The 22,137-nt window shown below is 69.8% G+C and carries 18 protein-coding genes, 1 tRNA gene and 1 other RNA gene; 10 read left to right on the forward strand and 10 right to left on the reverse strand.

Annotated features, from left to right (window positions below; all coding sequences use genetic code 11):
* Positions 1-40: 40 nt before the first annotated feature.
* From ACSDQ9_RS07825 to ACSDQ9_RS07840, 4 genes are all read left to right on the forward strand, one after another.
* A complete protein-coding gene (locus ACSDQ9_RS07825; protein ID WP_435145774.1) occupies positions 41-1,612 on the forward strand; it encodes an ABC transporter substrate-binding protein in 1,572 nt (523 codons plus the stop codon).
* A 96-nt stretch (positions 1,613-1,708) separates the two neighbouring features.
* Positions 1,709-2,362 (forward strand): DUF624 domain-containing protein, encoded by a 654-nt coding sequence (locus ACSDQ9_RS07830; RefSeq protein WP_435145776.1) that lies wholly within the window; start codon positions 1,709-1,711, stop codon positions 2,360-2,362.
* Between the two features lie 12 nt (positions 2,363-2,374).
* The gene (locus tag ACSDQ9_RS07835) at positions 2,375-4,774 is read left to right on the forward strand and encodes a glycoside hydrolase family 2 TIM barrel-domain containing protein (protein WP_435145778.1); all 2,400 of its coding nucleotides are present in this window, start codon (positions 2,375-2,377) and stop codon (positions 4,772-4,774) included.
* Between the two features lie 115 nt (positions 4,775-4,889).
* Positions 4,890-6,047, forward strand: a complete 1,158-nt coding sequence (locus ACSDQ9_RS07840) for a hypothetical protein (protein ID WP_435145780.1) — start codon at positions 4,890-4,892, stop codon at positions 6,045-6,047.
* A 19-nt stretch (positions 6,048-6,066) separates the two neighbouring features.
* On the opposite strand, the gene ACSDQ9_RS07845 is transcribed toward ACSDQ9_RS07840, so the two are convergent.
* From ACSDQ9_RS07845 to ACSDQ9_RS07855, 3 genes are all read right to left on the reverse strand, one after another.
* On the reverse strand, positions 6,067-6,813 hold the full coding sequence (locus ACSDQ9_RS07845; protein ID WP_435145781.1) for a DUF1345 domain-containing protein: 747 nt from the start codon (positions 6,811-6,813) through the stop codon (positions 6,067-6,069).
* Between the two features lie 33 nt (positions 6,814-6,846).
* Positions 6,847-8,439, reverse strand: coding sequence for a glycoside hydrolase family 10 protein (locus ACSDQ9_RS07850; protein ID WP_435145783.1), 1,593 nt, complete (start codon positions 8,437-8,439; stop codon positions 6,847-6,849).
* Positions 8,440-8,625: 186 nt separating this feature from the next.
* Complete coding sequence (locus ACSDQ9_RS07855) at positions 8,626-9,411, reverse strand: alpha/beta hydrolase (RefSeq protein ID WP_435145785.1); 786 nt, start codon at positions 9,409-9,411, stop codon at positions 8,626-8,628.
* A gap of 74 nt (positions 9,412-9,485) precedes the next feature.
* Here ACSDQ9_RS07855 and ACSDQ9_RS07860 point away from each other — a divergent pair, with 74 nt between their 5' ends.
* Positions 9,486-10,907, forward strand: a complete 1,422-nt coding sequence (locus ACSDQ9_RS07860; RefSeq protein WP_435145786.1) for a threonine/serine exporter family protein — start codon at positions 9,486-9,488, stop codon at positions 10,905-10,907.
* A gap of 309 nt (positions 10,908-11,216) precedes the next feature.
* Here ACSDQ9_RS07860 and recR read toward each other — a convergent pair whose 3' ends face one another.
* The 5 genes from recR to ffs all read right to left on the reverse strand — a co-directional run bounded on the left by recR (position 11,217) and on the right by ffs (position 17,316).
* A complete protein-coding gene (recR, locus tag ACSDQ9_RS07865; RefSeq protein ID WP_435145788.1) occupies positions 11,217-11,831 on the reverse strand; it encodes a recombination mediator RecR in 615 nt (204 codons plus the stop codon).
* A 6-nt stretch (positions 11,832-11,837) separates the two neighbouring features.
* A complete protein-coding gene (locus ACSDQ9_RS07870) occupies positions 11,838-12,134 on the reverse strand; it encodes a YbaB/EbfC family nucleoid-associated protein (protein ID WP_435145790.1) in 297 nt (98 codons plus the stop codon).
* Positions 12,135-12,197: 63 nt separating this feature from the next.
* Complete coding sequence (locus ACSDQ9_RS07875) at positions 12,198-14,285, reverse strand: NAD(+) synthase (protein WP_435145792.1); 2,088 nt, start codon at positions 14,283-14,285, stop codon at positions 12,198-12,200.
* 122 nt (positions 14,286-14,407) lie between these two features.
* Positions 14,408-17,002, reverse strand: coding sequence for a DNA polymerase III subunit gamma and tau (locus tag ACSDQ9_RS07880; protein ID WP_435145794.1), 2,595 nt, complete (start codon positions 17,000-17,002; stop codon positions 14,408-14,410).
* A gap of 223 nt (positions 17,003-17,225) precedes the next feature.
* Positions 17,226-17,316, reverse strand: an RNA gene (gene ffs, locus ACSDQ9_RS07885) — signal recognition particle sRNA small type.
* Between the two features lie 59 nt (positions 17,317-17,375).
* Between ffs and ACSDQ9_RS07890 the strand changes: the two genes are divergently transcribed.
* Positions 17,376-18,248 carry an oxygenase MpaB family protein gene (locus ACSDQ9_RS07890; RefSeq protein ID WP_435145796.1) on the forward strand — a complete coding sequence of 291 codons (873 nt, stop codon included), beginning with the start codon at positions 17,376-17,378 and terminating at the stop codon, positions 18,246-18,248.
* Here the strand turns inward: ACSDQ9_RS07890 and ACSDQ9_RS07895 are convergent.
* Both ACSDQ9_RS07895 and ACSDQ9_RS07900 read right to left on the reverse strand, forming a co-directional pair.
* Positions 18,227-18,883, reverse strand: a complete 657-nt coding sequence (locus tag ACSDQ9_RS07895; protein ID WP_435145798.1) for a response regulator — start codon at positions 18,881-18,883, stop codon at positions 18,227-18,229. The two genes, ACSDQ9_RS07890 and ACSDQ9_RS07895, sit on opposite strands and share 22 nt — an antisense overlap.
* Complete coding sequence (locus ACSDQ9_RS07900; RefSeq protein ID WP_435145800.1) at positions 18,880-20,106, reverse strand: sensor histidine kinase; 1,227 nt, start codon at positions 20,104-20,106, stop codon at positions 18,880-18,882. Before ACSDQ9_RS07900 ends, ACSDQ9_RS07895 begins: the two co-directional genes overlap by 4 nt.
* A 142-nt stretch (positions 20,107-20,248) precedes the next feature.
* On the opposite strand from ACSDQ9_RS07900, the gene ACSDQ9_RS07905 reads away from it, so the two are divergent.
* The 4 genes from ACSDQ9_RS07905 to ACSDQ9_RS07920 all read left to right on the forward strand — a co-directional run bounded on the left by ACSDQ9_RS07905 (position 20,249) and on the right by ACSDQ9_RS07920 (position 22,116).
* Complete coding sequence (locus ACSDQ9_RS07905; RefSeq protein WP_435145802.1) at positions 20,249-20,593, forward strand: SHOCT domain-containing protein; 345 nt, start codon at positions 20,249-20,251, stop codon at positions 20,591-20,593.
* Positions 20,590-20,874: a hypothetical protein gene (locus tag ACSDQ9_RS07910; RefSeq protein WP_435145804.1), complete on the forward strand. Its 285-nt coding sequence runs from the start codon at positions 20,590-20,592 to the stop codon at positions 20,872-20,874. Before ACSDQ9_RS07905 ends, ACSDQ9_RS07910 begins: the two co-directional genes overlap by 4 nt.
* 115 nt (positions 20,875-20,989) lie before the next feature.
* Positions 20,990-21,077: transfer RNA gene (locus ACSDQ9_RS07915), tRNA-Ser, on the forward strand.
* Between the two features lie 118 nt (positions 21,078-21,195).
* The gene (locus ACSDQ9_RS07920) at positions 21,196-22,116 is read left to right on the forward strand and encodes an SDR family oxidoreductase (RefSeq protein ID WP_435145806.1); all 921 of its coding nucleotides are present in this window, start codon (positions 21,196-21,198) and stop codon (positions 22,114-22,116) included.
* The last annotated feature ends 21 nt before the right edge of the window (positions 22,117-22,137 follow it).

Below are 22,137 nucleotides of genomic sequence, written 5' to 3' on the forward strand. Positions count from 1 at the left end.
GCCAACCACCAGCAAGTCCCGTCGAAAGTCAAGGAAAATCATGTTCCACACCGCACTCTCCCGTCGTGCCGTCCTCGGATCCGTCGCCGCAGCTGCGGCCGCCACCACCCTCGCCGCGTGCAGCAAGGGGGGCAGCGGTGACAGCGTCGACGAGAACACCCAGGTCAAGATCACCATGCTCGTGCTGGGCGACAAGCCAACCAACGGGCGCTACCAGAAGATGCTCGAGAAGCTGAACCCGATCCTCACCGAGAAGGTCAAGGCCACCCTCGACCTGTTCTACGTGGAATGGGCCGACTGGCAGACCCAGTACAACGTGCAGCTGCTGTCGGGCGACTCGAAGATCGACCTGATCACCACCGCCACCGACTGGCTGTTCGGCTGGGAGAACGCCCAGAAGGGCGCCTTCTACGCCATGGACGAGGACATCCTCAAGACCAACGCCCCCAAGACCTGGGAGCAGGTCAACTCCAAGGGCGACTGGGACCTCTGCAAGCTGCCCGACGGCAAGATCTACTTCATGCCGGAGGACAACTACACCCAGTGGACGAACCACGGCTACTTCTACCGCGAGGACTGGGCCAAGGAGGCCGGCCTGGCCGACGGCAAGGCACAGACCTGGGACGACCTGACCACCTACTTCACCTGGGTGAAGCAGAACCAGAAGAAAGCCTTCCCGTGGGATGTGGCCGGCGCCAACGAGACCCCGCTGACCGGTTACCTGCAGGGCCACACCGACGGCCAGACCATCCAGCAGCTGTCGGCCGGCAACTACTACCCCTTCCAGACCACCGCCGCCGATCCCTACACCGTCGGATCGTGGTACGCCGAGTCGTCGGAGCTGATCGACGCCGCCAAGATCGCCAAGCAGTGGGGCGAGTTGGGCGTCTGGCGCGAGGACGCCCTCAACTACGACGGCGACACCCGCGAGGAGTTCCTGTCAGGCCTGTCGGGTGCCGACCAGCACCACACCCAGACCTACCTCGGCCTGATCACCTCGATGAAGGAGCGCCAGCCCAACGCCGGCGTCAACATGTTCTGGTTCGGTCAGGAGAACAAGAACATCTTCCGCGACATCAAGACCCACGGTGCGATGGCCGTCGCCGCGAACTCGAAGAACCCCTCCCGAGCGCTCAAGGTCTACGACCTGCTGCGCAACGACGAGGAGTGCTACCGCCTGCTGAACTTCGGCATCGAGGGCACCGACTACGTCATCACCAGCGACAACAAGCTCGACACCCCCAAGGGCTACGACGCCTCGAAGGACTCCCTCGGCACCAACTTCTGGGCCGGCCGCATGGACGAGTTCGAGCTGCCGCGCGTGAGCGAGCCGGCCAACAAGGCGGAGATCTTCAAGGAGTTGGATGGCATGGCGAAGGACTACCCGTACTCGACCCTGCAGTTCGACAAGACCAACCTCGACTCGACCCTGGCCGCCATGGGTTCGGTGTTCTCGCAGTACATCCCGCAGCTGCAGTACGGCAAGTTCGCCGACCCCGAGAAGGCCATCACCGAGATGCGTGACAAGCTCAAGCAGGCCGGCTACGAGGACGCCAAGAAGGAGATCCAGGCCCAGCTCGACAAGTGGGCCACCGACAACAAGCTGAAGTGATCGTGGCCGGTTGACCCGGCCGTCCACCCAGCCCGAACCCGGACGAGGGGCCGTACCCTCCGCGGCCCCTCGTCCACCCTCCCGAAGGACCCCGCCGTGGCCAACCTGCTCAGCCCGTACTCGCCCTTGTCGCGGTTCCTGGCCAAGCTCGCCGACGTCATGGTGCTGAACCTGTTGTTCATCGCCACCTCGCTGCCGGTGGTCACCCTCGGCGCCTCGCTCACCGCCCTCAACGACACCGCCATGCGGCTGGTCACCGACGACTACGAGTCGGTCTCGCGCCGCTACCTCGACTCGTTCCGCGCCAACTTCAAGCAGGGGACGATCCTGGGCGTCATCTGCCTGCTGCTGCTCGCGGTGGTGGGCGCCTGGTGGGTGGTCGCCGAGAACCTCAACGTCTCGACGGGGTGGCGGATCGTCCTGTGGATCGGGGTGATCTGGTTCGGGTTCCGGGTGGTCTCGACCATCCTGTTCGTCTTCCCCTACCAGGCCACCTTCGAGAACTCCGTGCCCGAGGTGCTCAACATCTCGCGCCGCATGTCGGCCCGCCACGGGGTGTCGGCGTTCACCGTCGCCCTGGTCTCCGTGCTCGCCGTCGTGGTCTCGGTCTGGTACCCGATCGCCGTCGGCTGGGGCATCGCCTGGCTGGCGTTCGGTTTCGCCGGCATCGCCTTCCTGAACGCGACGGTCTTCGTCCGCGTCTTCCGCCGCTACGGCGCCTTCCCCGACACTCCCCCTGCCATGAACTGAGGTTTGCCCCGCATGTCTGACCACACCCTCACCGACTGGGTCTTCCTGCTCGGTGACGACGCCGACGCCTGGAAGAAGAGTACCGACGAGTCCCACTTCCGCGCCGTCCGCGTGCCCCACGACTGGGCCGTGGAACTCGATTTCGACCAGACCGCCTCCAGCGGCACGGGGTACCTGCCCGGCGGGGTCGGCTGGTACCGCTGCCACGCCTCCATCGCCGACCTGGGGCTGCGCGACGGCGACCATCTGCGGCTCGTCTTCCACGGCGTCTACAAGAACGCCGACGTGTGGGTGAACGGTTACCACCTGGGCGGTCGGCCCAACGGGTGGTCGACGTTCAGCTTCGACCTGACCGAGATCCTCGGCTACGCGCCGGACGACGACCTGGTGATCGCCGTGCGCGTCGAGCGCCACGACCTGGCCGATTCCCGCTGGTACAACGGCACTGGCCTCACCCGCCGGGTCGACCTGCAGGTGCGCGGTTCGGTCGCGGTGGCCGAGCACGGGTCCATGCTCGTCACCACGAGCGCGGACGAGAACCTCGCCGTCGTCGAGCTCAGCCAGACCGTGGTGAACCACACCGACGAGGCCCGCGAGGTGGTGGTCACCCACACCCTCCAGCGTCGCGCCACCGACGGGGTCGAGGAGTCGACGGTGGCCACCCGCAGCCACCGCCTGTCGCTGACGGCCCGCGAGCGCGCCGACCTGCACTCCACGGAGCACGTCTCCTCGCCGGCGCTGTGGTCGGACGAGCACCCGCACCTGCACGAGTGGGTGACCGTGGTCACCTCGTCCGACGGGGTGGAGCTCTCCCGGGAGACCGCGGTGGTGGGCCTGCGGACCCTGGCGTTCGACACCGACGACGGGTTCTTCGTCAACGGCGAGCCGCGCACCCTGAAGGGGGTCTGCCTGCACGAGGACGCCGGACCGCTGGGCGTCGCCGTGCCGAAGGAGGTGTGGCTGAGGCGGCTGCAGACGCTGCAGTCTGGTGGCTGCAACGCGGTCAGGATGGCCCACAACCCCCACTCGCCGGAGCTGTACGACCTCTGCGACGAGCTCGGACTGTTCGTCATCGACGAGGCCTTCGACGAGTGGGAGAGCCCCAAGAACAAGTGGTGGCAGGGGCACAACGTCTACCCGCCGAAGCTGCAGGGTTACGCCAAGGACTACCCGGCGTGGCACGAGGCCGACCTGGTGGCGATGGTCGAGGCCAACAAGCTGCACCCCAGCGTGATCGCCTGGAGCATCGGCAACGAGATCGACTACCCGAACGACCCCTACGCCAGCCCGCTGTTCAACGAGATGACCGGCAACAACGACGCCAACAAGCCGGCGGCCGAGCGGGTCTACGACCCCAACCGGCCCGACATCCGCCGGCTCACGACGCTGGCGGGTGAGCTGATCGACATCGTCAAGCGCCACGACCCGTCGCGTCCGGTCACACTGGCGGCCGCGTTCCCGGAGCTGTCGAGCCGCACCGGGCTGCTCGATCGGCTCGACCTGATCGGCTACAACTACAAGGAGCACCTCTACGTCGACGACCATGCGCGGTTCGTCGACCAGCCGCTGCTGGGCTCCGAGAACGGCCACGGGTGGGCCGAGTGGCGCGCCGTCACCGACCACCCCTTCATCTCGGGACAGTTCCTGTGGACCGGCATCGACTACCTGGGCGAGACCCACGGCTGGCCGAGCCACGGGTCGGGCGCCGGACTGCTGACCACGGCGGGCTTCCCCAAGCAGCGCTTCCACCTGCGCCGTTCGTGGTGGTCGGAGTCGTTGGTGGTGCATCTCGCCACCCGGCCGGTGGCCGACGAGGTGGACGCGGACAGCGAGTGGCGGCGTCCGTTCGCTCGGGTGTGGTCTTCGGTGGGTGCGGGCGAGGGGGCGGACGAGCTCGAGGTGGCGGTCTTCTCCAACGCCGACGAGGTCGAGCTGACCTGCGGTGATGCCACCGTCGAGCTGACCTTCGACGACGAGCGCGGGTACTTCCGCGGACGAGCGAACCCCGCCGGGGGTGTGCTGCGGGCGGTCGCGCGCCGCGGCACCGACGAGGCGACGGACGAACTGGAGGCGTCCGGAGTGGCGGCGGCGCTCACGGTGGACGAGTGGACGCCCGCGCCGTCGGCGGCCCGGGTGAGCGGGGAGGTGCACCAGCTCGAGCTGACCCTGGTGGACGAGTCGGGTCGCGTGGTCGAGGGAGCCGACAATCAGGTCGAGGTTTCGGTGACGGTGGACGGGCCGACGCTGCTGGGCCTCGACAACGGCGATCTGGCCGACACCACGGCCTACCGCGAGCCCCGGCGACGCACCTTCGAGGGGCGAGCCATCGTCTACGTGCGGGGGTCCGGTGCGGTGACGGTGCATCCAGAGGGACTGCCCCCGGTGACGGTCCAGGTTCCCGGCCACCGCTGAGAGGACGACCACCGCTGAGCGTCCCCACCACCGCTGATCGAGTAGGGCGCCCGCGGCCGTGTCGAGATCACCCACGGACACGCGCCCTGACCCCACCTTCCCGACAATGGACGACGTGACTGATCGCCTCCATCCGTCGTTCACCCGTCGCGGACTCGGCCTCGTCGTCCTCTCATCGGCGTCGCTGTCGGCCCTCTCCGCCTGCAGCCTCGTCTCGCCGACAACCTCGGCCCACGACAGCTCGCAGCAACCCGCCCCCACCACCAGCCCCAGCCGGTCCTCGACCCCCGCCCCGCCCGACGCCGTCATCTCGAAGGCCTTCGCCAGCGACCCCCGCCTGGCGCTGAAGGGCATGTCGTCCGGCACGTTGGGCGCCCCCCACCTGTCGTTTCGGGTGCAGACCGCGATCTCCCAGGAACTCCCGTCGCTGTGGGTGTGGCAGGTCGCCGGCGAGGGCGGCCCCACCGCCCGGCCTCGTCCGGCTGCCTCGGGTCAGGAGTGGTTGCTGGTCCTGCTGCGGCCGTGGGCACCGATGTCCCTCACCAAGGAGCACCGCGGAGTCGGCCGGATCGTCGCCGGCAAGGCCGACATCGACCTGACGGAACTCGTCGGCACCCACCACGACAACGTCGGCTTCGCGGGCAAGGTGATCGCGCTGGCGCTCAGCGTGCCGAAGGGCGCCAAGGCCGCCCTGACCGTCACGGACGAGAAGCGGACCGCCACGTTCGACCTGCGCACCGGCAGGCTCGCCGATGATGCCGCCAGCCAACTGATGGCGCTGGCGGCCTCGTCCGTGACCACGAAGGCCACCGCCCCGACGGCAACGACGAGTGCCACCTGGTCGGACGGCACCAACTCCGGCGGCATCACGGTCGAGACCGAGTTCGTGCCCGACGAGTGCTTCCTGACACCGTGGCACCCCCAGGTCGGCTGGGCGAAGGCCGGACGCGGGTGGCTCGTCCTCGCCCACCGCACGCGGGCCGACTACGACAACTGGCCGGTGCAGGTGAGCATCGACCCCACCCGTCAGGTGACGCTCACGGTCGGCAAGCAGGTCGCGAAGGCGCGCGGCCAGGTGATCGATCTGTGGAAGAACATCACGCAGACTAACCCCCAGCAGGTGCTCTTCGACGTGCCCCAACAGGTCACCGGCGGAACCCTGACTCTCACCCTGCCCCCCTCGTTCGTGATCACCTACAAGGAGGGCATCAAGCGCACCCTCGCCCTCAAGGCCAAGGGTCCGCTGACGACCGCGATCACGATCAAACGCTGACCCGGCCTCGTCGCCCGCGTCACACCCGGGTGAGCACCAGCGAGATGAACAGGGCCAGAATCACCGTCGAGTAGACGAAGCCGACCAACGCCTGAGTGGTCACCAGTCGCCGCACCCGCGTCGTCAGGAGTTCCACGTCGGACGAGGCGAAGGTCGTGGAGACCTGCACGCCCAGGTAGATGAAGTCCTCGAAGGCGCGCACCTGGTCGTCCCTGTCGCCAGGCCTGGTGGGGAACCGCAGATGCTCACCCGAGGCCCACAGTCGGGCGTACTCGACGGCGAAGGTGGCGAACAGCAACACCCAGCTGCCGAGCAGACAGAGCACCGCCGAGATCATCACGTGGGCGCCACCCCAGTCCCGGCCGAAGCCCACCACGGCACCGACGGCCGCCATCGCCAACAGCGCCGAGGTGAGCCCCCACGAGGTCGGGTGCAGACCCAGCAACCAGGCTCGCAGGGTGCTGCTCGGGGACGAGGTCGCCCGCAACACCTCTCGGAGCTCCACCCCGCGCAGCCCGCGGAACAACCAGTGGCTCAGGCCCAGATAGGTGAAGCCGTAGAGGCCGTAGCTGGTCAACAGCAGCGCGAGGCCGCTCCCGCGCGTCCGGGTGACCACGAACCACAGACTGGCCAGCAGCCCGACGACCACCGCCACCATCATCGCCAGCCCATGACGGCCCAGTTCATTGCCCAGCAGTCTCTGGGCGGTGGTCAGCGTCGGCGCCGGTGGGGGCAGCAGGTGGTCGTCAGGCGTGGTCTCGGTCATCGGCCGAGCCTAAGGCACGGGCGGTGTCGTCGTTCAGCGCACCCGCACCGCAGCCGACTCGTTGCTGAGCCGGTCGGCAGCGCTGACGTAGTAGACATCGCCGGACGATCCCGCCGGCAGCGTGATCGTCTGCAGCCGCTCCTCACCGTCGTTGGGCACCGCCGGCACGATCGCCTCGAGGTGACGGGCATCGGCCAGGGCCTCGGGAGTCGGCGTGACTCCGGCAGGCACCCGGTAGATGAGCAGCGCATTCGTGTCGGACGAGCCGTACAGCACGTTGATGCGGTCCTGCGGCAGCCGCCAGGCCTTCTGCGGTGCGCTCGGAGCCACGGCGTCGAGCCAGGGCGACCGCGGCGTGAGCGCCGGGCGGGAGTACCACGTGGCGTTCACGATGGCCGTGGCGTCGAGCCGGTTGGCCCGCACGTCCTTGGCCGAGAAGTACATGTTGCCGCCGATGCGCTCGCCGTACTGGGCGTTCCACTCGAGGTGCCGGTTGAGCTCCTGCGGATCGCTCCACGGCGGGTCGAAGTTGAGCGCGACCTTGTAGGTGGCCTGCCCGATGTAGAGGTGCACGTTGCGGCCCTCGCACTGCTCGAGCCACCACTCGGCGACCTTGTCGTACTCGGCGGCGGCGAGGGTGAGCGACCAGTAGATCTGCGGGGTGATGTAGTCGATCCAGCCCTCCCGCACCCACTTGCGGGTGTCGGCGTACAGGTCGTCGTAGGTCTGCGCGCCGGCGGTGGTCTGCGAGCCTTCGGGGTCGGTGCCGACGTTGCGCCACACGGCGAACGGCGAGACCCCGAACTGCACCTCGGGCTTGGCCTGCTTGATGGCCGCACCGAGCCGGAGCACCAGGTCGTCGATGTTGGAGCGGCGCCAGTCGGCCAGGCTCATGCCGTTGCCGTACTGGGCGTACTGCTCCTCGTCGTGGAAGGTCACGCCCGCGACCGGGTAGGGGTAGAAGTAGTCGTCGAAGTGCACGGCGTCGATGTCGTAGGCCCGCACCGATTCCATGATCACGTCGATGCTGTGCTGGCGCGCCTCGGGAACACCCGGGTTGTAGTAGAGCTTGCCGCCGTACGGGATCGTCCAGTCGGGGTGCACGCGGGCAGGATGCGTCGGGATGAGGGCCGCACCGGCCTCGTCCATGGCCACGCGGAAGGGGTTGTACCAGGCGTGCACCTCGAGCCCGCGGGCGTGTGCCTCGTCGATGCAGAACTGCAGCGGGTCGAAGCCGGGGTCCTTGCCCTGGGTGCCGGTGAGCCAGTGCGACCACGGCTCCAGCGCCGATGGCCAGAAGGTGTCGGCCGTCGGACGCACCTGGTAGACGACGGCGTTGTGGTTCGACCGCTGCGCGAGGTCGAGCCAGGCGATCAGTTCGGCCTTCATCTGGTCGGCGGTGAGCCCACGCTTCGACGGGAAGTCGATGTTGGTGACGGTGGCGATCCACATGGCGCGCAGGTCGAACTTGCGCGTGTGCAGGTCGGTTCCGGGGCCGTAGGGGTCACCGGGGGTGATGGTGGACGAGGTGGGTGCGGCCTGGGCGACGGTGCCCAGCCCGACCGAGCAGGCGGCGGCCCCGAGGGCGGCGCTGCCCAGAAGTGCACGGCGGCTGACGGGAGTCATGGAGGTCCTTCCGGGGGGTTCAGACCCCGCTCGGGATGAGCGGATCTGACCAACCAAGCATGCGCGGGGGTCGTTCGTCCGGAATCGGGGAGAAACCCCCACGCAATCTGCCCACGTTGCTCGCATCTGCCCTCGTTGCAACATGCGGCAGGTGCGCGCAACGTGGGCAGATGCGGGTGGGGTGACTCAGTGGGTGCCGGCGGCCTTCTCGATCGGCAGCCACGCCAACACGTCCTGGATGGCCTGGTCCCAGTAGCCCCACTCGTGCTCGCCCGGGCGGTGCTCGATCTCGAGCGGTGCCCCGGCCTCGGCGGCGGCCTTCTCGAAGACGAGGTTGTCCTCGAAGAGGAAGTCCTCGGTGCCGCAGGTCGTCCACAGCTTGGGCAGGGCCTGCTTGTCGACCGTGTTGAGCAGGCCCACCAGGTCGTCGGGGCCGCCCTCGACCAGGCCCTCGTCCCCCCAGACGTGGTGGAAGCGCTCACTGAGGCGCTCCTTCAACTCGGGGCTGAGGCTCCACAGGGCACCCGACAGCGAGGCGGCGGCAGCGAATCGTCCGGGCTGGTTGAGGGCCAGCTTGAACGCGCCGAACCCGCCCATCGACAGCCCGGCGACGAAGGTCTCCTCGCGGCGCTGCGAGAGCTGGAAGGTGTCGGCGAGAATGGCGGGCAGCTCCTCGGAGATCCAGGTCCACCACTTCTGGCCGTGCACCTCGTCGCAGTAGAAGCTGAGCGCCGCCTGCGGCATGATCACCGCGATGCCGTACTCGGCGGCGTAGCGCTCGATCGAGGTGCGCCGCAGCCAGATGGTGTCGTCATCGCTGCCTCCGTGCAGGAGCCACAGGACGGGCGGCTTGCCGTCGCTGGTGGCCCCCGCCATGCCGATCTGGCCGGTGGTCTTCTGGGGCAGCAGCACCGTCACGGAGGTGCACATACCGAGGGATTCGCTGAACAGTTCGAGGCGCGCATGAATCATGTCTCGACCCTAGTCAGAACGCCCGGACGAGGGGCCCGTCTCGCCAAACGACACCACGCACTAGGCTCACGGCCATGGACTGGCGCGAACGGGCACGAGCCGCCTGGAAGGCGAGTCGGGAGACCTCGACGACCCTCACCGGCGAGGAGTCCCTGAAGGAACTCGAGGCCAGGCAGGCCAGGATCGTGCTCGACGTGGCCACCCGGCTGGCATCGCTGTCGCTGGGGGCGGGCGCCTCGGCGGCCGATGCCACCGCACTCGCACTGCTGGTCGCCGACCACTACGGCGTGCCCAGCCACGTCGACGTCACCTTCACCTCGGTCACGATGACCCACCAGCGCGGCTTCGACGAGGACCCGATCTCGCTGCTGCGCACCGTGCGGACGAGGGCCACCGACTACCAGCGACTGGCCCGGCTCGAGGGGATCGGGCAGGACATCGCCGCTGGTCGGCTCGAGTTGATGGCCGCGCGTGAGGCCGTGGTGGCGGAGGCTCGCAGTCCGCGGACCTATCGCGGGTGGCTGGTGACCACGGCCACGGGCGTGCTGGGCGGCGCGGTCGCCCTGCTGATCGGCGCCAACCTGGGCGAGATCGTGTTCGCGGCGCTGGTCTGCGCCGTGATCGAGCGGGTGCAGTGGCTCGTCGCGCGCACCCGCATGCCGGGGTTCTTCCAGCAGATCTCGGGCGCCGCCGTGCTGGGCCTGGTGGCGATCCTGATCATGGTCGGACGAGCCACTCCCGCGGTGCCGCTGTCGGTGTCGCCGTCGATGGTGGTCTCGGCTGGGATGGTGGCGATGCTGTCGGGACTGGCCCTGATGACCGCCGCCCGCGATGCCATCGACGGGTACTACGTCACGTCGGGCGCCCGCATGATCGAGGTGCTGCTGCAGACAGGCGGCATCATCTTCGGGCTGCTGACCACCCTGTGGATCGGGCTCAGGTTCGGGGTGCCGGCCTACCTCACGCCCCAGGTGGGAGGCATCACTCCCCTGATGGTGCAGGTGCCCGCCGCCATGCTGATCTCGTTGAGTTTCGCCGTCTCGAGCCATCTCGGCCCGCGATCGCTGCCGCTGAGCGCGGGTCTCGGAGCGCTCGGGGTGGTGGTGTCGGGGTTGCTGGTGCACCAGATCGGCACGGCCGCCGCCGCCGGGTTGGGCGCCTTCGCGGTCTCGTTCGTCGCCCAACTGGGCACGCGCCGGTGGCGGATCCCCCAGCTCGCGCTGCTGTCGGCCGGGGTGGTCTCGCTGCTGCCCGGCATGATCACCTACCGCGGGCTGTTGGCGACGGTGCAACTCGACCAGGGGCAGACGGTGCTGGCCTCGGAGTCCCCCCGCCTGCTGCTCACCGCCGTGTTGACGGCCGTCTGGTTGGCGGCGGGTTCGGCGTTCGGGGCGATGGTCGCTCGTCCGTTCGGCCTGCCCGCCAACGCCCAGGAGCGGCGCTCCCTGATGAAGGCCTGGCGCCGGAACACGCCGGAGACACCGCCGACCCGCTGAGGTGTTCACCGGCGCTGGCCACGTCCGCCAACCCCGGCACCCCCACCAGCTCGCACCCCCACCAGCCGGGCACCCCCACCAGCCCGGGCCACACCCGACCAACCCCCGCCACACCCGACCAACCCCCCGCCACACCCGACCAACCCCCCCGCCACACCCGACTTGGCTTCAGTTCGTGCACTTGGCTTCAGGTCTGGAGCGAAGCCAAGTGCACCAACTGAAGCCAAGTCGCCATGGGTGCGGGGCGGTTTGCGTGCGGGGCGGTTGGGTCGGGGCGGCTGGGTGCTGGGCGGGGGGTCTACGACCCGATCACTGAACCGGAGCCGCCTGGGAGACCACGCGTCGTCCGTCGAAGGCACGACCGAGGGTGACCTCGTCGGCGTACTCGAGATCGCCACCGACCGGCAGCCCGCTGGCCAAGCGCGACACGGTCACCCCCGTGGGCGACAGCTGGCGCGTCAGGTAGGTGGCGGTGGCCTCACCGTCGACGGTGGGGTCGGTGGCCAGAATGACCTCGGTGATCGCCGGGTCCTGCAGGCGCTGGAAGAGTTCCCTGATGTGCAGGTCGCCGGGGCCTCGTCCGTCGATCGGCGAGATGGTGCCGCCGAGCACGTGGTAGAGCCCACGGAACTCGCGGGTGCGCTCGATCGCCATGACGTCTTTGGACTCCTCGACGACGCAGAGGTAGCTGTGGTCGCGGCGCGGATCGCGGCAGATGGCGCAGCGATCCTCGGTCGAGACGTTGAAGCAGACCTCGCAGAACTTGGCCTTCTCCTTGAGCTCGCGCAGGGCATCCGCGAGCCGGTTGACGTCCTCGACAGGGGCGTCGAGCAGGTGGAAGGCGATCCGTTGGGCCGAGCGGGGACCGATGCCGGGCAGCGTGCCCAGCGCATCGATCACCTCCTGCAGTGCACCCTCATACACGAAGGCTCAGAATCCCAGTCCGCCGGGCATCTGCGGCATCACGGCGGCCGCCTTGGCCTGCAGCTGCGAGTTGGCCGACCGCACCGCGGCCAGCACCAGGTCGGCGAGACCTTCGGCATCGTCCGGGTCGATGGCCTCGGGCTTGATGATTAGGTTGGTCAGCTCCCCCGACCCCTTGACGGTGGCGACGACCAGGTCGCCGCCGGCCGAACCGGTGAACTCGGAGTTGGCGAGTTCCTCCTGGGCCGACTGCAGCTGGGCCTGCACGGCCTGGGCCTGCGCCAGCAGGGCGTTCATGTCCATGCCTTCACCGAACACGGTGTCTCCTCGTCACATCGGGGTGTGGGTCACACGTACCCCGACAGTCTAGGCGGTGGGGACGTCGCGTTCGATCTCGTCGAGCCACACTTTCGCGCTCACGTCAGACGGCATCCGCCAGTCGCCGCGCGGGCTGAGCGTGCCCCCCGAGACCACCTTGGGGCCGTTGGGCAGCGCCGACCGCTTGAACTGGTTGGTCGCGAACCGCTTCACGAAGGTCACCAGCCACTGGCGAATCGTGGGCAGGTCGAAGGCGACCTTGTCGTCGTCCGGGAAGCCCGCGGGCCACTCCCCGGCCTCCCGGTCGTGCCAGGCGACCCACGCCAGGTAGGCGATCTTGCGCGGACGAGTGCCGTGGCGCAGCAACTGGTAGAGAGTGAAGTCCTGCAGCGAGTACGGCCCCACCGACGCCTCGGTCGACTGCGGCGTCTCGCCCTCCTTGGTCGGGATCAGCTCGGGGGTGATCTCGGTGTCGAGAATGCTCTCCAGCAGTCCGTTCACCTCGTCGTCGAACTGACCGGACGAGACCACCCACCTGATCAGGTGCTGCATCAGGGTCTTCGGCACGCCCGTGTTGACCCCGTAATGGCTCATCTGGTCGCCGACCCCGTAGGTGCACCACCCCAGGGCCAGCTCCGACAGGTCACCGGTGCCCAGCACGATGCCGCCGTGGTGGTTGGCGGCCCGGAACAGGAAGTCGTACCGCACGCCGGCCTGCACGTTCTCGAAGGTGACGTCGTAGACCTCTTCGCCGTCGCCGAACGGATGCTTGAGATCCTTGAGCAACTGCGTCGACATCGGACGAATGTCCACCTCCTCGAAGGTGACCCCCAGCGCCTCCGAGAGCAACTGGGCGTTCGACTTGGTGTGTTCCGTGGTGGCAAACCCGGGCATCGTGTAGGCGAGGATGTGCGTGCGCGGCAGCCCGAGCCGGTCGCACGCCTTGGCGGCGACGATCAGCGCGTGCGTGGAGTCGAGGCCACCGGAGACCCCGATGCAGATCTTCGGCGCCTTCTCGGGGTTGCCGCCACCGATGGCGAGCATGCGCCGCTCGAGCCCCGAGACCTGGATGTTGTAGCCCTCGTAGCAGTCCTGCTCGAGGCGGGAGGGATCGTCGGGCACAAACGGAAAGCGGTCGATCTTGCGCAGCAGCCCGAGGTCGCCGGCGGGCGGGTCGAGCTCGGTGTGCACGACGGTGTAGCCGTCGTCCCAGCCCTCGCTGGTCAGCGCCGCGCGGTTGTCGTCGAACGACCCCTGGCGCAAGCGCTCCTGCCGCAACCGGTCGAGGTCGACGTCGACGACGGTGGCCTGGGCCGTCTGCGGGAAGCGCTCGCTCTCGCCCAACAGGGCGCCCACCTCGTAGACCATGGTCATGCCGTCCCACGAGAGGTCGGTGGTCGACTCCCCGAACATCGCGGCCGCGTAGGCGTAGACGGCGTTGTCACGGGCCGAGGCCGAGCGCGCCAGCAGGTGACGGTCGGCGGCTCGTCCGATGGTGATCGGCGAGGCGGACAGGTTCAGCAGCACCGTGGCGCCGTGCAGCGCGGCGTGCGAGCTGGGCGGCACGGGCACCCACATGTCTTCGCAGACCTCGACGTGGATGGTGAGCCCGGGCACGTCGTCGACTTGGAAGAGCAACCGGGAGCCGACGGGCACCCACGGGTCGGAGCCGGGCCGCACCCACTCGGGGCGCTCGATCTCGTCGACCTCGAGGGTCGCGGCGGAGGCGAAGTGACGCTTCTCGTAGAACTCGCGGTAGTTCGGCAGGTACATCTTCGGGACGATGCCCAGCACCTCGCCGCGATGGACGACCACCGCGCAGTTGTACAGGCGGTGGCCGATGGGCAGAGGTGCGCCGACGACGAGGATCGGCATCAGGTCGCGGGAGGCCTCGACGATCTCGGTGACGCCGGCATCGACCGCATCGAGCAGCGAATCGGTCAGCAGCAGGTCATCGAGGGCGTAGCCGCTGACCCCCAGCTCGGGGAAGACGGCCACGGCCACGTGCTGGTCGTGCAGCGCCTTCGCCTGCTCGATGATGCGGGCGACATTGGTGGCCGGATCGAAGTCGGCGACGGGAACCGTGCAGGCGGCGACGCGGGCGAACCCCTGGGCGTAGGCGTTGCGGAAGTCCATGGCCGTGAGCCTAGTTGTTCGCGGTCACCCTCGACCGGAGGAACCCCCACCACCCCTGATCGAGGAGGAGCGAGGCACGAGCGACCGACGGAATCTGCACAACCTCGACCGACGGGAACCGATCACTCCTCGTGGATGATGGTGCCGCCCAGGTGCTTCGCGATCAGCTCGTGCGCCGACGCACCAGAGTCGATGACCGGGTCGTCGTCCTCGGCGAGCACGTCGCCCTCGTCCTCGTCCGGGGCTGCCGGAATGTCCGGCGAGGGCGGGCTGGCCGTCACCGTCGGACGAATGGCCTGCTTCGCCCGCCGCACGTGGTCGGAGTGATCCGCACGCGCCTCGGCGCCGCCATCGGCGGGCGGGGCCAGCTCCGCTCGAGTGGCGTCGTCGGCCGGGTCGGGGTCGTCGTCACCCTCGGGCGGCGGCTCCTGCGACGACGGGTGAGACGGATCGGGCACCGCCTGCAGATGACGCCCCGCCGCACCGGCGACCGGCGCGCTCGCCGCGCCAGCCTGGCCCTGTGTGTCGGGGGTCACCGACCCGCCCGCCTGACGGCCACTCGCCCCACCGTGGGACGAACCAGCCGCGGCCGGCCCCTGCGTGGGACGCCCGGTCGGCTGCCCACCGCGGGCGGCGTGGCTGCGCTCGGTGCCGTCGACCACCGCGTTCACGTGCAGGTTGGCGCCGAGCACCTCCACCAGCGAGTCGGCCAACACATCGGGGGTGCCGCCCTGGGAGTAGTTGTCACGCGCCCCCGGGTTGGCGAACCCCAACGTCAGCACCCCGTCGGTCACGTCGAGCACCTGAGCGTTCTGGCTCAGCAGGATCCAGGAGAACCGACGCCGCGACCGCACCTCCTCGAGCACGCGCGGCCACTCCGCGCGAACGCGGGTGACGTCGACCGTGCCCGGTGCCGACGCGGCGGCCGTCGGACGCTGCGGGGCCGCCTCCTGGGGCTGCTCGGGACGTCGCTGGGCGGGTGGGCGCTGCAGCGAACGTGGCCGCTCGGCCTGGGTCTGCGGCTCGCTCGCGTCCGGCTGGGACGCCGGCTGACTTGCCTGCGACTGCGTCACCGGCTGCGGGTTCGTCGGCTCGGGTTTGGTCGGCTCCTGAGCCTTAAACTCCCGCGCGGGTTCCTGCAGCGAAGCACCCTGACTGCCTTCCGGCGCCTCCGGAGCCGCTGGGCGCTGGACCGGGCGAGCGGCCGGGCGCTCCGCCACGGCCGCCGCGTCGTCCCACTCCCGGGGCGAGGGCTCCGGCGTCGGCGACCCCGCGCTGCGGTCCACCGGCACCCCGGTGTCGGCCAACCTGCGCTCGAGCCGGTCGAGGCGGGCGTGGATGCCTCGTCCGTCGACGTCGGCACCCGGCAGCAGCACCCGCGAGCACATCAGCTCGAGGTGCAGACGCGGGGCGGTCGTCCCACGCATGTCGGTCAGCCCCTGGGCGATCACCTCGGCGGCACGGGTCAACTCGCCGGCACCCAGTCCTCGGGCCTGCACGGTGAGCCGCTCGGCCTGGTCGCCGGCGACGTCGATCAGCCCCGACGACACCGCATCGGGCACCGCCGCCACGATCACCAGGTCACGCAACCGACGCAGCAGGTCCTCGGCGAACCGGCGCGGGTCCTGCCCCACCTCGATCACCTTGTCGACGGTGGCGAACACCCCCTTGGCGTCACCGGCGGCGAACGCGTCCATGATCTCGTCGAGCAGGGTGTCGGGGGTGAAGCCCAGCAGGCTGGCGGCCTGCTCGTAACTGACCCCCTGGTCACCGGCACCGCCGAGCAGTTGGTCGAGCACCGACAGGGAGTCGCGCACCGACCCCGCCCCGGCGCGCACCACCAGCGGCAGCACGGACTCGTCGACCGGCACCCCCTCGGCCTCGCACAGCCTGCCCAGGTAACTCGACAGCACCTTCGGCGGGACCAACCGGAACGGGTAGTGGTGGGTGCGCGACCGGATCGTGCCAATGACCTTCTCGGGCTCGGTCGTGGCGAAGATGAACTTCACGTGCGGGGGCGGTTCCTCCACCAGCTTCAGCAGCGCGTTGAAACCGGCCGAGGTCACCATGTGCGCCTCGTCGACGATGTAGATCTTGTAGCGGCTGTTCACCGGTGCGAAGAAGGCGCGTTCCCGCAGGTCACGGGCATCCTCCACGCCACCGTGGGAGGCCGCGTCGATCTCGATGACGTCGATCGACCCCGATCCCCCGCGCGCCAGTTCGCGGCAACTCTGGCACTCGCCGCACGGCGTCGGGGTCGGCCCCTGCTCGCAGTTGAGGGCCCGCGCCAGAATGCGGGCCGACGTGGTCTTCCCACACCCGCGCGGACCCGAGAACAGGTAGGCGTGATTCACCTTGTTGTTGGCCAGCGCCCGCTGCAACGGCTCGGTCACGTGCTCCTGGCCGATCACGTCGGCGAACGTGTCCGGCCGGTAGCGGCGGTACAGGGCCAACGGTGCGTCGGGAACGGTCGGACGAGGGGCCCGCTCCGCCGCGGCCGGAGGAGCGAGTTCGACCACGGGGTCATCGGCCGGCTCATCGGCGGGCGCATCGTCCGGCTCGTCCACCACCTCGGGTTCGGTGCTGGCGGCAGCGGGTTCGTCCGCGTCGTCGAAGTCGAACAGGCCGGGGCCGTCCTGCTCGAAGGCGAGGTCGGCGTCGTCCGAGCCCTCGACGTCGTCGTCGAAGTCCAGGGCGTCGTCGTAGTCGTCAGTCACGGGCCCCACTCTAGAGAAGCGGTGCGACAGTTTCGCCAGCCGCCGACTCTGCCCCTCGTCGTTCCGGCCTCCACCCCGATCCCCACATCCGCGTTTGCCTGCCCACGATCCATCTGCCGCTGTTGCAACAAGGGCAACTGCACGTCCGAGAGGCAAACGCGGGACGAGGGCGGGCGCGGGACGAGGGCGGGCGCGGAGGGAGGGCGGGCAGAGTCCGGACATGAAAAGGCCCCCGCGCACCCGACAGAGCTCACTTACCCTTGCTGTCTTCCGACCCTGGGGGAGTTGGGCGAGGTGCCGCCGCACGGGGGTTGCCGAGCAGTCTAGCCGGTGGGGCAGCGTCGTCCCAACCGGCGCCGCCTACGCTGGACCCATGCCCACAGCCCTCGCACCCCTGCAGCGCCGCGTCGGCATGGCGATCGTGCACCGCGTCGGCGGCGACGACGCGCTGGCCAGGCGCGCCGACACCGTCGACAAGCCCGGCGAACGCTGGTTCACCCCGGCCGATCCCGTCTGGCGGGTGCACGACGACGCCGCCATGTTCTCCAGCGGCGTCACCGCCCTGCTGCTGCAGTCCCTGCACCCGCTCGCGATGGCCGGCGTCACCGGCCACTCGGGCTACAAGACCGACCCGTGGGGGCGGCTGCAGCGCACCAGCGACTACATCGGACGCACCACTTTCGGCACCATCGACGACGCCGAGGCGATGATCGCCCGGGTCCGCTCCGTGCACGACCGGGTGCGCGGCAAGGACTTCCGCGGACGCCCCTACCGCGCCAGTGACCCGCGCCTGCTCGAGTGGGTGCACGTCGCCGAGATCTGGGCCTTCCTCACCGGCCACCGCGCCTACGGCAATGACCCGCTGACAACCGCCGACGAGGACCGCTACGTCGCCCAGGCCGGCCTCGCCGCCGCCAAGCTCGGCGTTCCGACGCCGCCCACCTCGGTCGCCGAGCTCGAGGCCGCCATCGACTCGTTCCGCGCCGAGCTCGAGGTCTCCCCCGCCGCCCTCGAGGCCGCCCGGTTCCTGCTCGACGAGCCCCCGCTGCAGTGGTGGGCCCGCCCCGCATACGGGCTGCTGGCCACCGGCGGGCTCGCGATCCTGCAGCCGTGGGCGGCCGAGATGCTCGGCTTCCCGCAACCCCGCAGCGGACGACTCCGTGGCCGACTCGGCGTGAAGACCGTCCGCTGGGGCCTCGCCGGGGTCGGGTCGCGCGGGGTCGCTCAGGCCAGCCCCGAGCGGTAGGCGATCACCACCAACTGCGCCCGGTCGCGGGCACCCAGCTTGCCCAAGATGTTGCCGACGTGGGTGCGCGCCGTCGCCTTCGAAATCACCAGCCGCGCCGCGATCTCGTCATTGTTGAGCCCCTCCGCAACCAGCCCCAGCACCTCCCGCTCGCGGTCGGTCAGCTGGTCGAGTCCGGGGTGCACGACGGACGACCGCCGCGCCAGCCCCGTGCCGGCGAAACTCCCGATGACCCGCCTGGTGACCGTCGGCGACAGCAGTCCCTCCCCGACCGCCGCGGCCCGCACCGCCCGCACGATGTCGTCCGGTTCGGCGTCCTTGATGAGGAAGCCCGATGCCCCGGCCTCGAGCGCCGTGAACACGTACTCGTCCAACTCGAAGGTGGTCAGCACCACGACCCGCACGCCCGCCAGGTCGGGGTCGCCGACGATCTCGCGCAGGGCGGTCAGCCCGTCGACTCCGGGCATGCGGATGTCCATGAGCACGACCTGCGGTCGGTGACGGCGGACGAGCCGCACCCCCTCGTCACCGTCGGACCCCTCGGCCACCACCGCGATGTCGCCCTCGGCGTCGAGCAGGGCCCGCAGCCCCATCCGCACCAGCGGTTGGTCGTCGACCAGCACCACGGTGATCATGCGTCCCGCCCCCCGATCGGCAACGTGGCCTCCACCACGAACCCACTCCCGCTCGGTCCCGTCTTCCCGAGCCCAAGACTGAGCCGTCCGCCGACCGCCTCCACGCGCTCCCGCATGCCGGTCAGACCGTTGCCCTCGACCACGGGGGCCACCGGTCGTCCGGTGTCGGCCACCCTCACCAGCAACGCGTCACCGGTCGTAACGAGCTCGACCCTGACCGACGCCCCCGGGGCGTGCCGCAACGCATTGGTCACCCCCTCCTGCACCACCCGGTGCGCCACGGCCTGGATGCTCGCCGGCACCGTCGCGGGGTCGACCTCGCTGGTCAGCGTCACGTCCACCCCGGACGACGCCGCCTGCTCCACCAGCCGCCTGACCTGCACGAGCCCCGGGGTCGGGGCGAGCGGAGGCTCGTCCGGGGTGTCTTCCCGGAAGACTCCCAGCGTGGTGCGCACCTCGGTGAGGGCCTGCTTGGAGGTCTCGCGGATGGCCTCGAGGCTGCGACGGGCCTGGCTGGGGTCGGTGTCGAGCACCCGCAGGGCCACCCCGGACTGCAGCGAGATGAGCGAGAGGGAGTGGCCGACGACGTCGTGGATGTCGCGGGCGAGTCGCAGTCGTTCGGCGCGCGCCACCCGGTCGAGTTCGAGCTGCCGGTCGCGGCGACGCTGGCGGCCCCGGGCCCGGACGGCGGCGACGGCGAGCAGCGGCAGCACCGTCCAGACCATCATGGTCGGCACCTGGAACAGGGCGGTCGCGCCGGCGTCGTCGGCCAGCAGAACCGCGCCGTAGGCGGGGACCAATCCGAGCAGCCACGGCCACTGGCGGGTGGGCTGCGGTAGCGACAGCAGTCCCTTGCCGAGCACGACCACCGCGATGACGGCCGCGACCGGGGCGCCGCCGTTGGCCAGGTAGAGGGCGACGCCGGCGAGTCCGACCACCCAGGCCGTGCGCGGGGCGAGGTGGCTGGCGAGCACCGCGACCCCCACCAGCACGCTCGAACCACGCACCCACCCGTCGGGGGCCAGTGCGTGCTCGTCCAGGCGTGGATGACGGCCGGCCGGCCCCCGTCCGTCGGGCTGCCAGCCCTGGTGCGTGACGATCCACCCCCCGACCAGCAGCCAGCCGATGCCGAACCCGGCCGCGGCGTCGAGCAGCCACCGCCAACCGCGCGTGCGGGCGCGCTGGGCGAGGCCGTCGGCGGCCGGGGTGGGTGGAAGGCTCACCGTTCGAGCCTACGAGACCGTGACGGTGTCGACATCGGTTGCCGGGACGAGTTTCGCCTACGTCAGCTGACGTAGGAGCGCCGCGCGAAGACCAGCATCCTGGCCGATGTGCGCGAGAGCTCACCCGCGTTCACTTGAAGCCATGGACACTTACCTTCTGCACGGCGGCATGCACCCCGGTTTCGGCAGCATGCACCACGGGCCCGGCCTGTTCGGCCTGATCCTGCCCGCCCTGTTCTTCCTCGCTCTCGCGGTGGCCGCGGTGGTCCTGGTCACCAAGGGTCGCGTCGGGCCGATTCGTTGGCTCGGACGACACCGCGACGCCTCCCCAGTGACGGGTTGGTCGGCGAGCCGGCCGGCCGAGGACGCCGCCTTCGAGACCCTCAAGATGCGCCTGGCAACGGGCGACATCACCCCCGAGGAGTTCCTGGAGCGCAGTTCGGTGCTGCGCAGCCCGGGAGCCGCCAACGGAAAGGCTGACCAGTGACCGGCGTCATCATGGTGGCCGTGCTGCTGCTCGTGCTGTACAAGAAGGGCCGGCTGGGTCCGCTCGCCTGGGAGGGCCGTGAGCAGCTCGTCGGCAGCCGCCACCCCGGCGAGCTAAGCGGTCGTCCGTTCGGACCGTCGTGGGCACACCAGTACGGACCGGAGGCCGCTCTGGTGCAGCGGGGCGAGACCCCCGAGGAGGTGCTGGCCCGTCGCCTCGCCGACGGTGACCTCTCCCCCGACGAGTACCTGGAGCGCAGCGCCCTGCTCCACGAGCGCTGACGGGTGTCCCCCGGACCTCGTCGGCCCCCCGGTACAAGCTGGCCTGCGGGCCTCGGTCGGTCGGCGGGCGGTGGCGGTTCGCGCCGGACGAGCGTGAGCCTGTAAGCTGCCCGGCGGAGGATTCGCCTAGAGGCCTATGGCGCTCGCTTGGAAAGCGGGTTGGGTTCACGCCCTCACGGGTTCAAATCCCGTATCCTCCGCCATGAGACCCCGCCCCCTCGGCGGGGTCTTCGTTTTGTCACGGAACCTCTGGACAGCCTTGTCAGAGCGGGGTTAGGGTCGAAATCGCCGTCGAAGACAACCGCCTCAGGAGGATTCAGGGTGCCAAAGCAGGACAATGAAGCGCAGGTGGCCAAGCACGCAAAGGACCTCGCCAGTCATCCCGACGGCGGGTTCCCTTCGCAGGAACAGCCGCCGCCGGGGCTGGCGCTGAAGATGGATCCGGTGCCCGACCACGGCGAGGAGAGCTACGAGGGCCACGGCAAGCTCGAGGGGATGCGCGCTCTGATCACCGGAGGCGATTCGGGCATCGGCCGCGCCGTCGCCATCGCGTTCGCCCGCGAAGGCGCCGATGTCGTGATCAACCACCTGCCCGAGGAGCAGTCCGACGCCGACGACACCGTCGAGTGGATCAAGAAGGCCGGTCGCAAGGGTGTCTCGTTGCCCGGCGACATCCAGGATGCGCAGTTCTGTTCCCAATTGGTGGCCGATACCGTCAAGGAACTCGGCGGAATCGACATCCTCGTCAACAACGCGGGCTTCCACTTCACCCGCGACGGGGCTGGCGGTCTCGAGGGACTGGAAAAGGAGACCGTCGACCGAGTCTTCAACACCAACGTCCAGGCGACGCTGTGGATCACCAAAGCAGCCGTCGCCCATATGGGGCCCGGGTCGTCGGTGATCAACACCAGCTCGATCCAGTCCTACGACCCGTCCGAGCGCCTCATCGAATACGCCGCGTCGAAGGCGGCCATCAACAACTTGACCGTCACGCTGGCCGACAGTCTGGGCCCCAAGGGCATCCGGGTCAACGCGGTCGCCCCCGGCCCGATCTGGACGCCACTGCAGCCGGCCACGCGCGATGGCGAGGAGATGAAAGAGTTCGGGGCCGACACCCCGCTGGGTCGCGCCGGGCAGCCCGCCGAACTCGCGCCCGCGTACGTGTTCCTGGCGTCACCGCGTGATGCCAGCTACGTGTCGGGCACGATCATCGGCGTCACGGGCGGTCGGGCGACCATCTGACCTGCTCACCAAAGGAGGAAC

This window comes from Aestuariimicrobium soli, assembly GCF_051192575.1.
Classification (GTDB): Bacteria; Actinomycetota; Actinomycetes; order Propionibacteriales; family Propionibacteriaceae; genus Aestuariimicrobium; species Aestuariimicrobium soli.

Excerpts from the sequence above, each read along its gene's own strand:
- ACSDQ9_RS07825 (WP_435145774.1), top strand. The coding sequence starts at position 41 with ATGTTCCACACCGCACTCTCCCGTCGTGCCGTCCTCGGATCCGTCGCC.
- ACSDQ9_RS07835 (WP_435145778.1), top strand. The coding sequence starts at position 2,375 with ATGTCTGACCACACCCTCACCGACTGGGTCTTCCTGCTCGGTGACGAC.
- ACSDQ9_RS07845 (WP_435145781.1), bottom strand. The coding sequence starts at position 6,813 with ATGACCGAGACCACGCCTGACGACCACCTGCTGCCCCCACCGGCGCCG.
- ACSDQ9_RS07850 (WP_435145783.1), bottom strand. The coding sequence starts at position 8,439 with ATGACTCCCGTCAGCCGCCGTGCACTTCTGGGCAGCGCCGCCCTCGGG.
- ACSDQ9_RS07855 (WP_435145785.1), bottom strand. The coding sequence starts at position 9,411 with ATGATTCATGCGCGCCTCGAACTGTTCAGCGAATCCCTCGGTATGTGC.
- ACSDQ9_RS07860 (WP_435145786.1), top strand. The coding sequence starts at position 9,486 with ATGGACTGGCGCGAACGGGCACGAGCCGCCTGGAAGGCGAGTCGGGAG.
- ACSDQ9_RS07870 (WP_435145790.1), bottom strand. The coding sequence starts at position 12,134 with ATGGACATGAACGCCCTGCTGGCGCAGGCCCAGGCCGTGCAGGCCCAG.
- ACSDQ9_RS07875 (WP_435145792.1), bottom strand. The coding sequence starts at position 14,285 with ATGGACTTCCGCAACGCCTACGCCCAGGGGTTCGCCCGCGTCGCCGCC.
- ACSDQ9_RS07890 (WP_435145796.1), top strand. The coding sequence starts at position 17,376 with ATGCCCACAGCCCTCGCACCCCTGCAGCGCCGCGTCGGCATGGCGATC.
- ACSDQ9_RS07895 (WP_435145798.1), bottom strand. The coding sequence starts at position 18,883 with ATGATCACCGTGGTGCTGGTCGACGACCAACCGCTGGTGCGGATGGGG.
- ACSDQ9_RS07905 (WP_435145802.1), top strand. The coding sequence starts at position 20,249 with ATGGACACTTACCTTCTGCACGGCGGCATGCACCCCGGTTTCGGCAGC.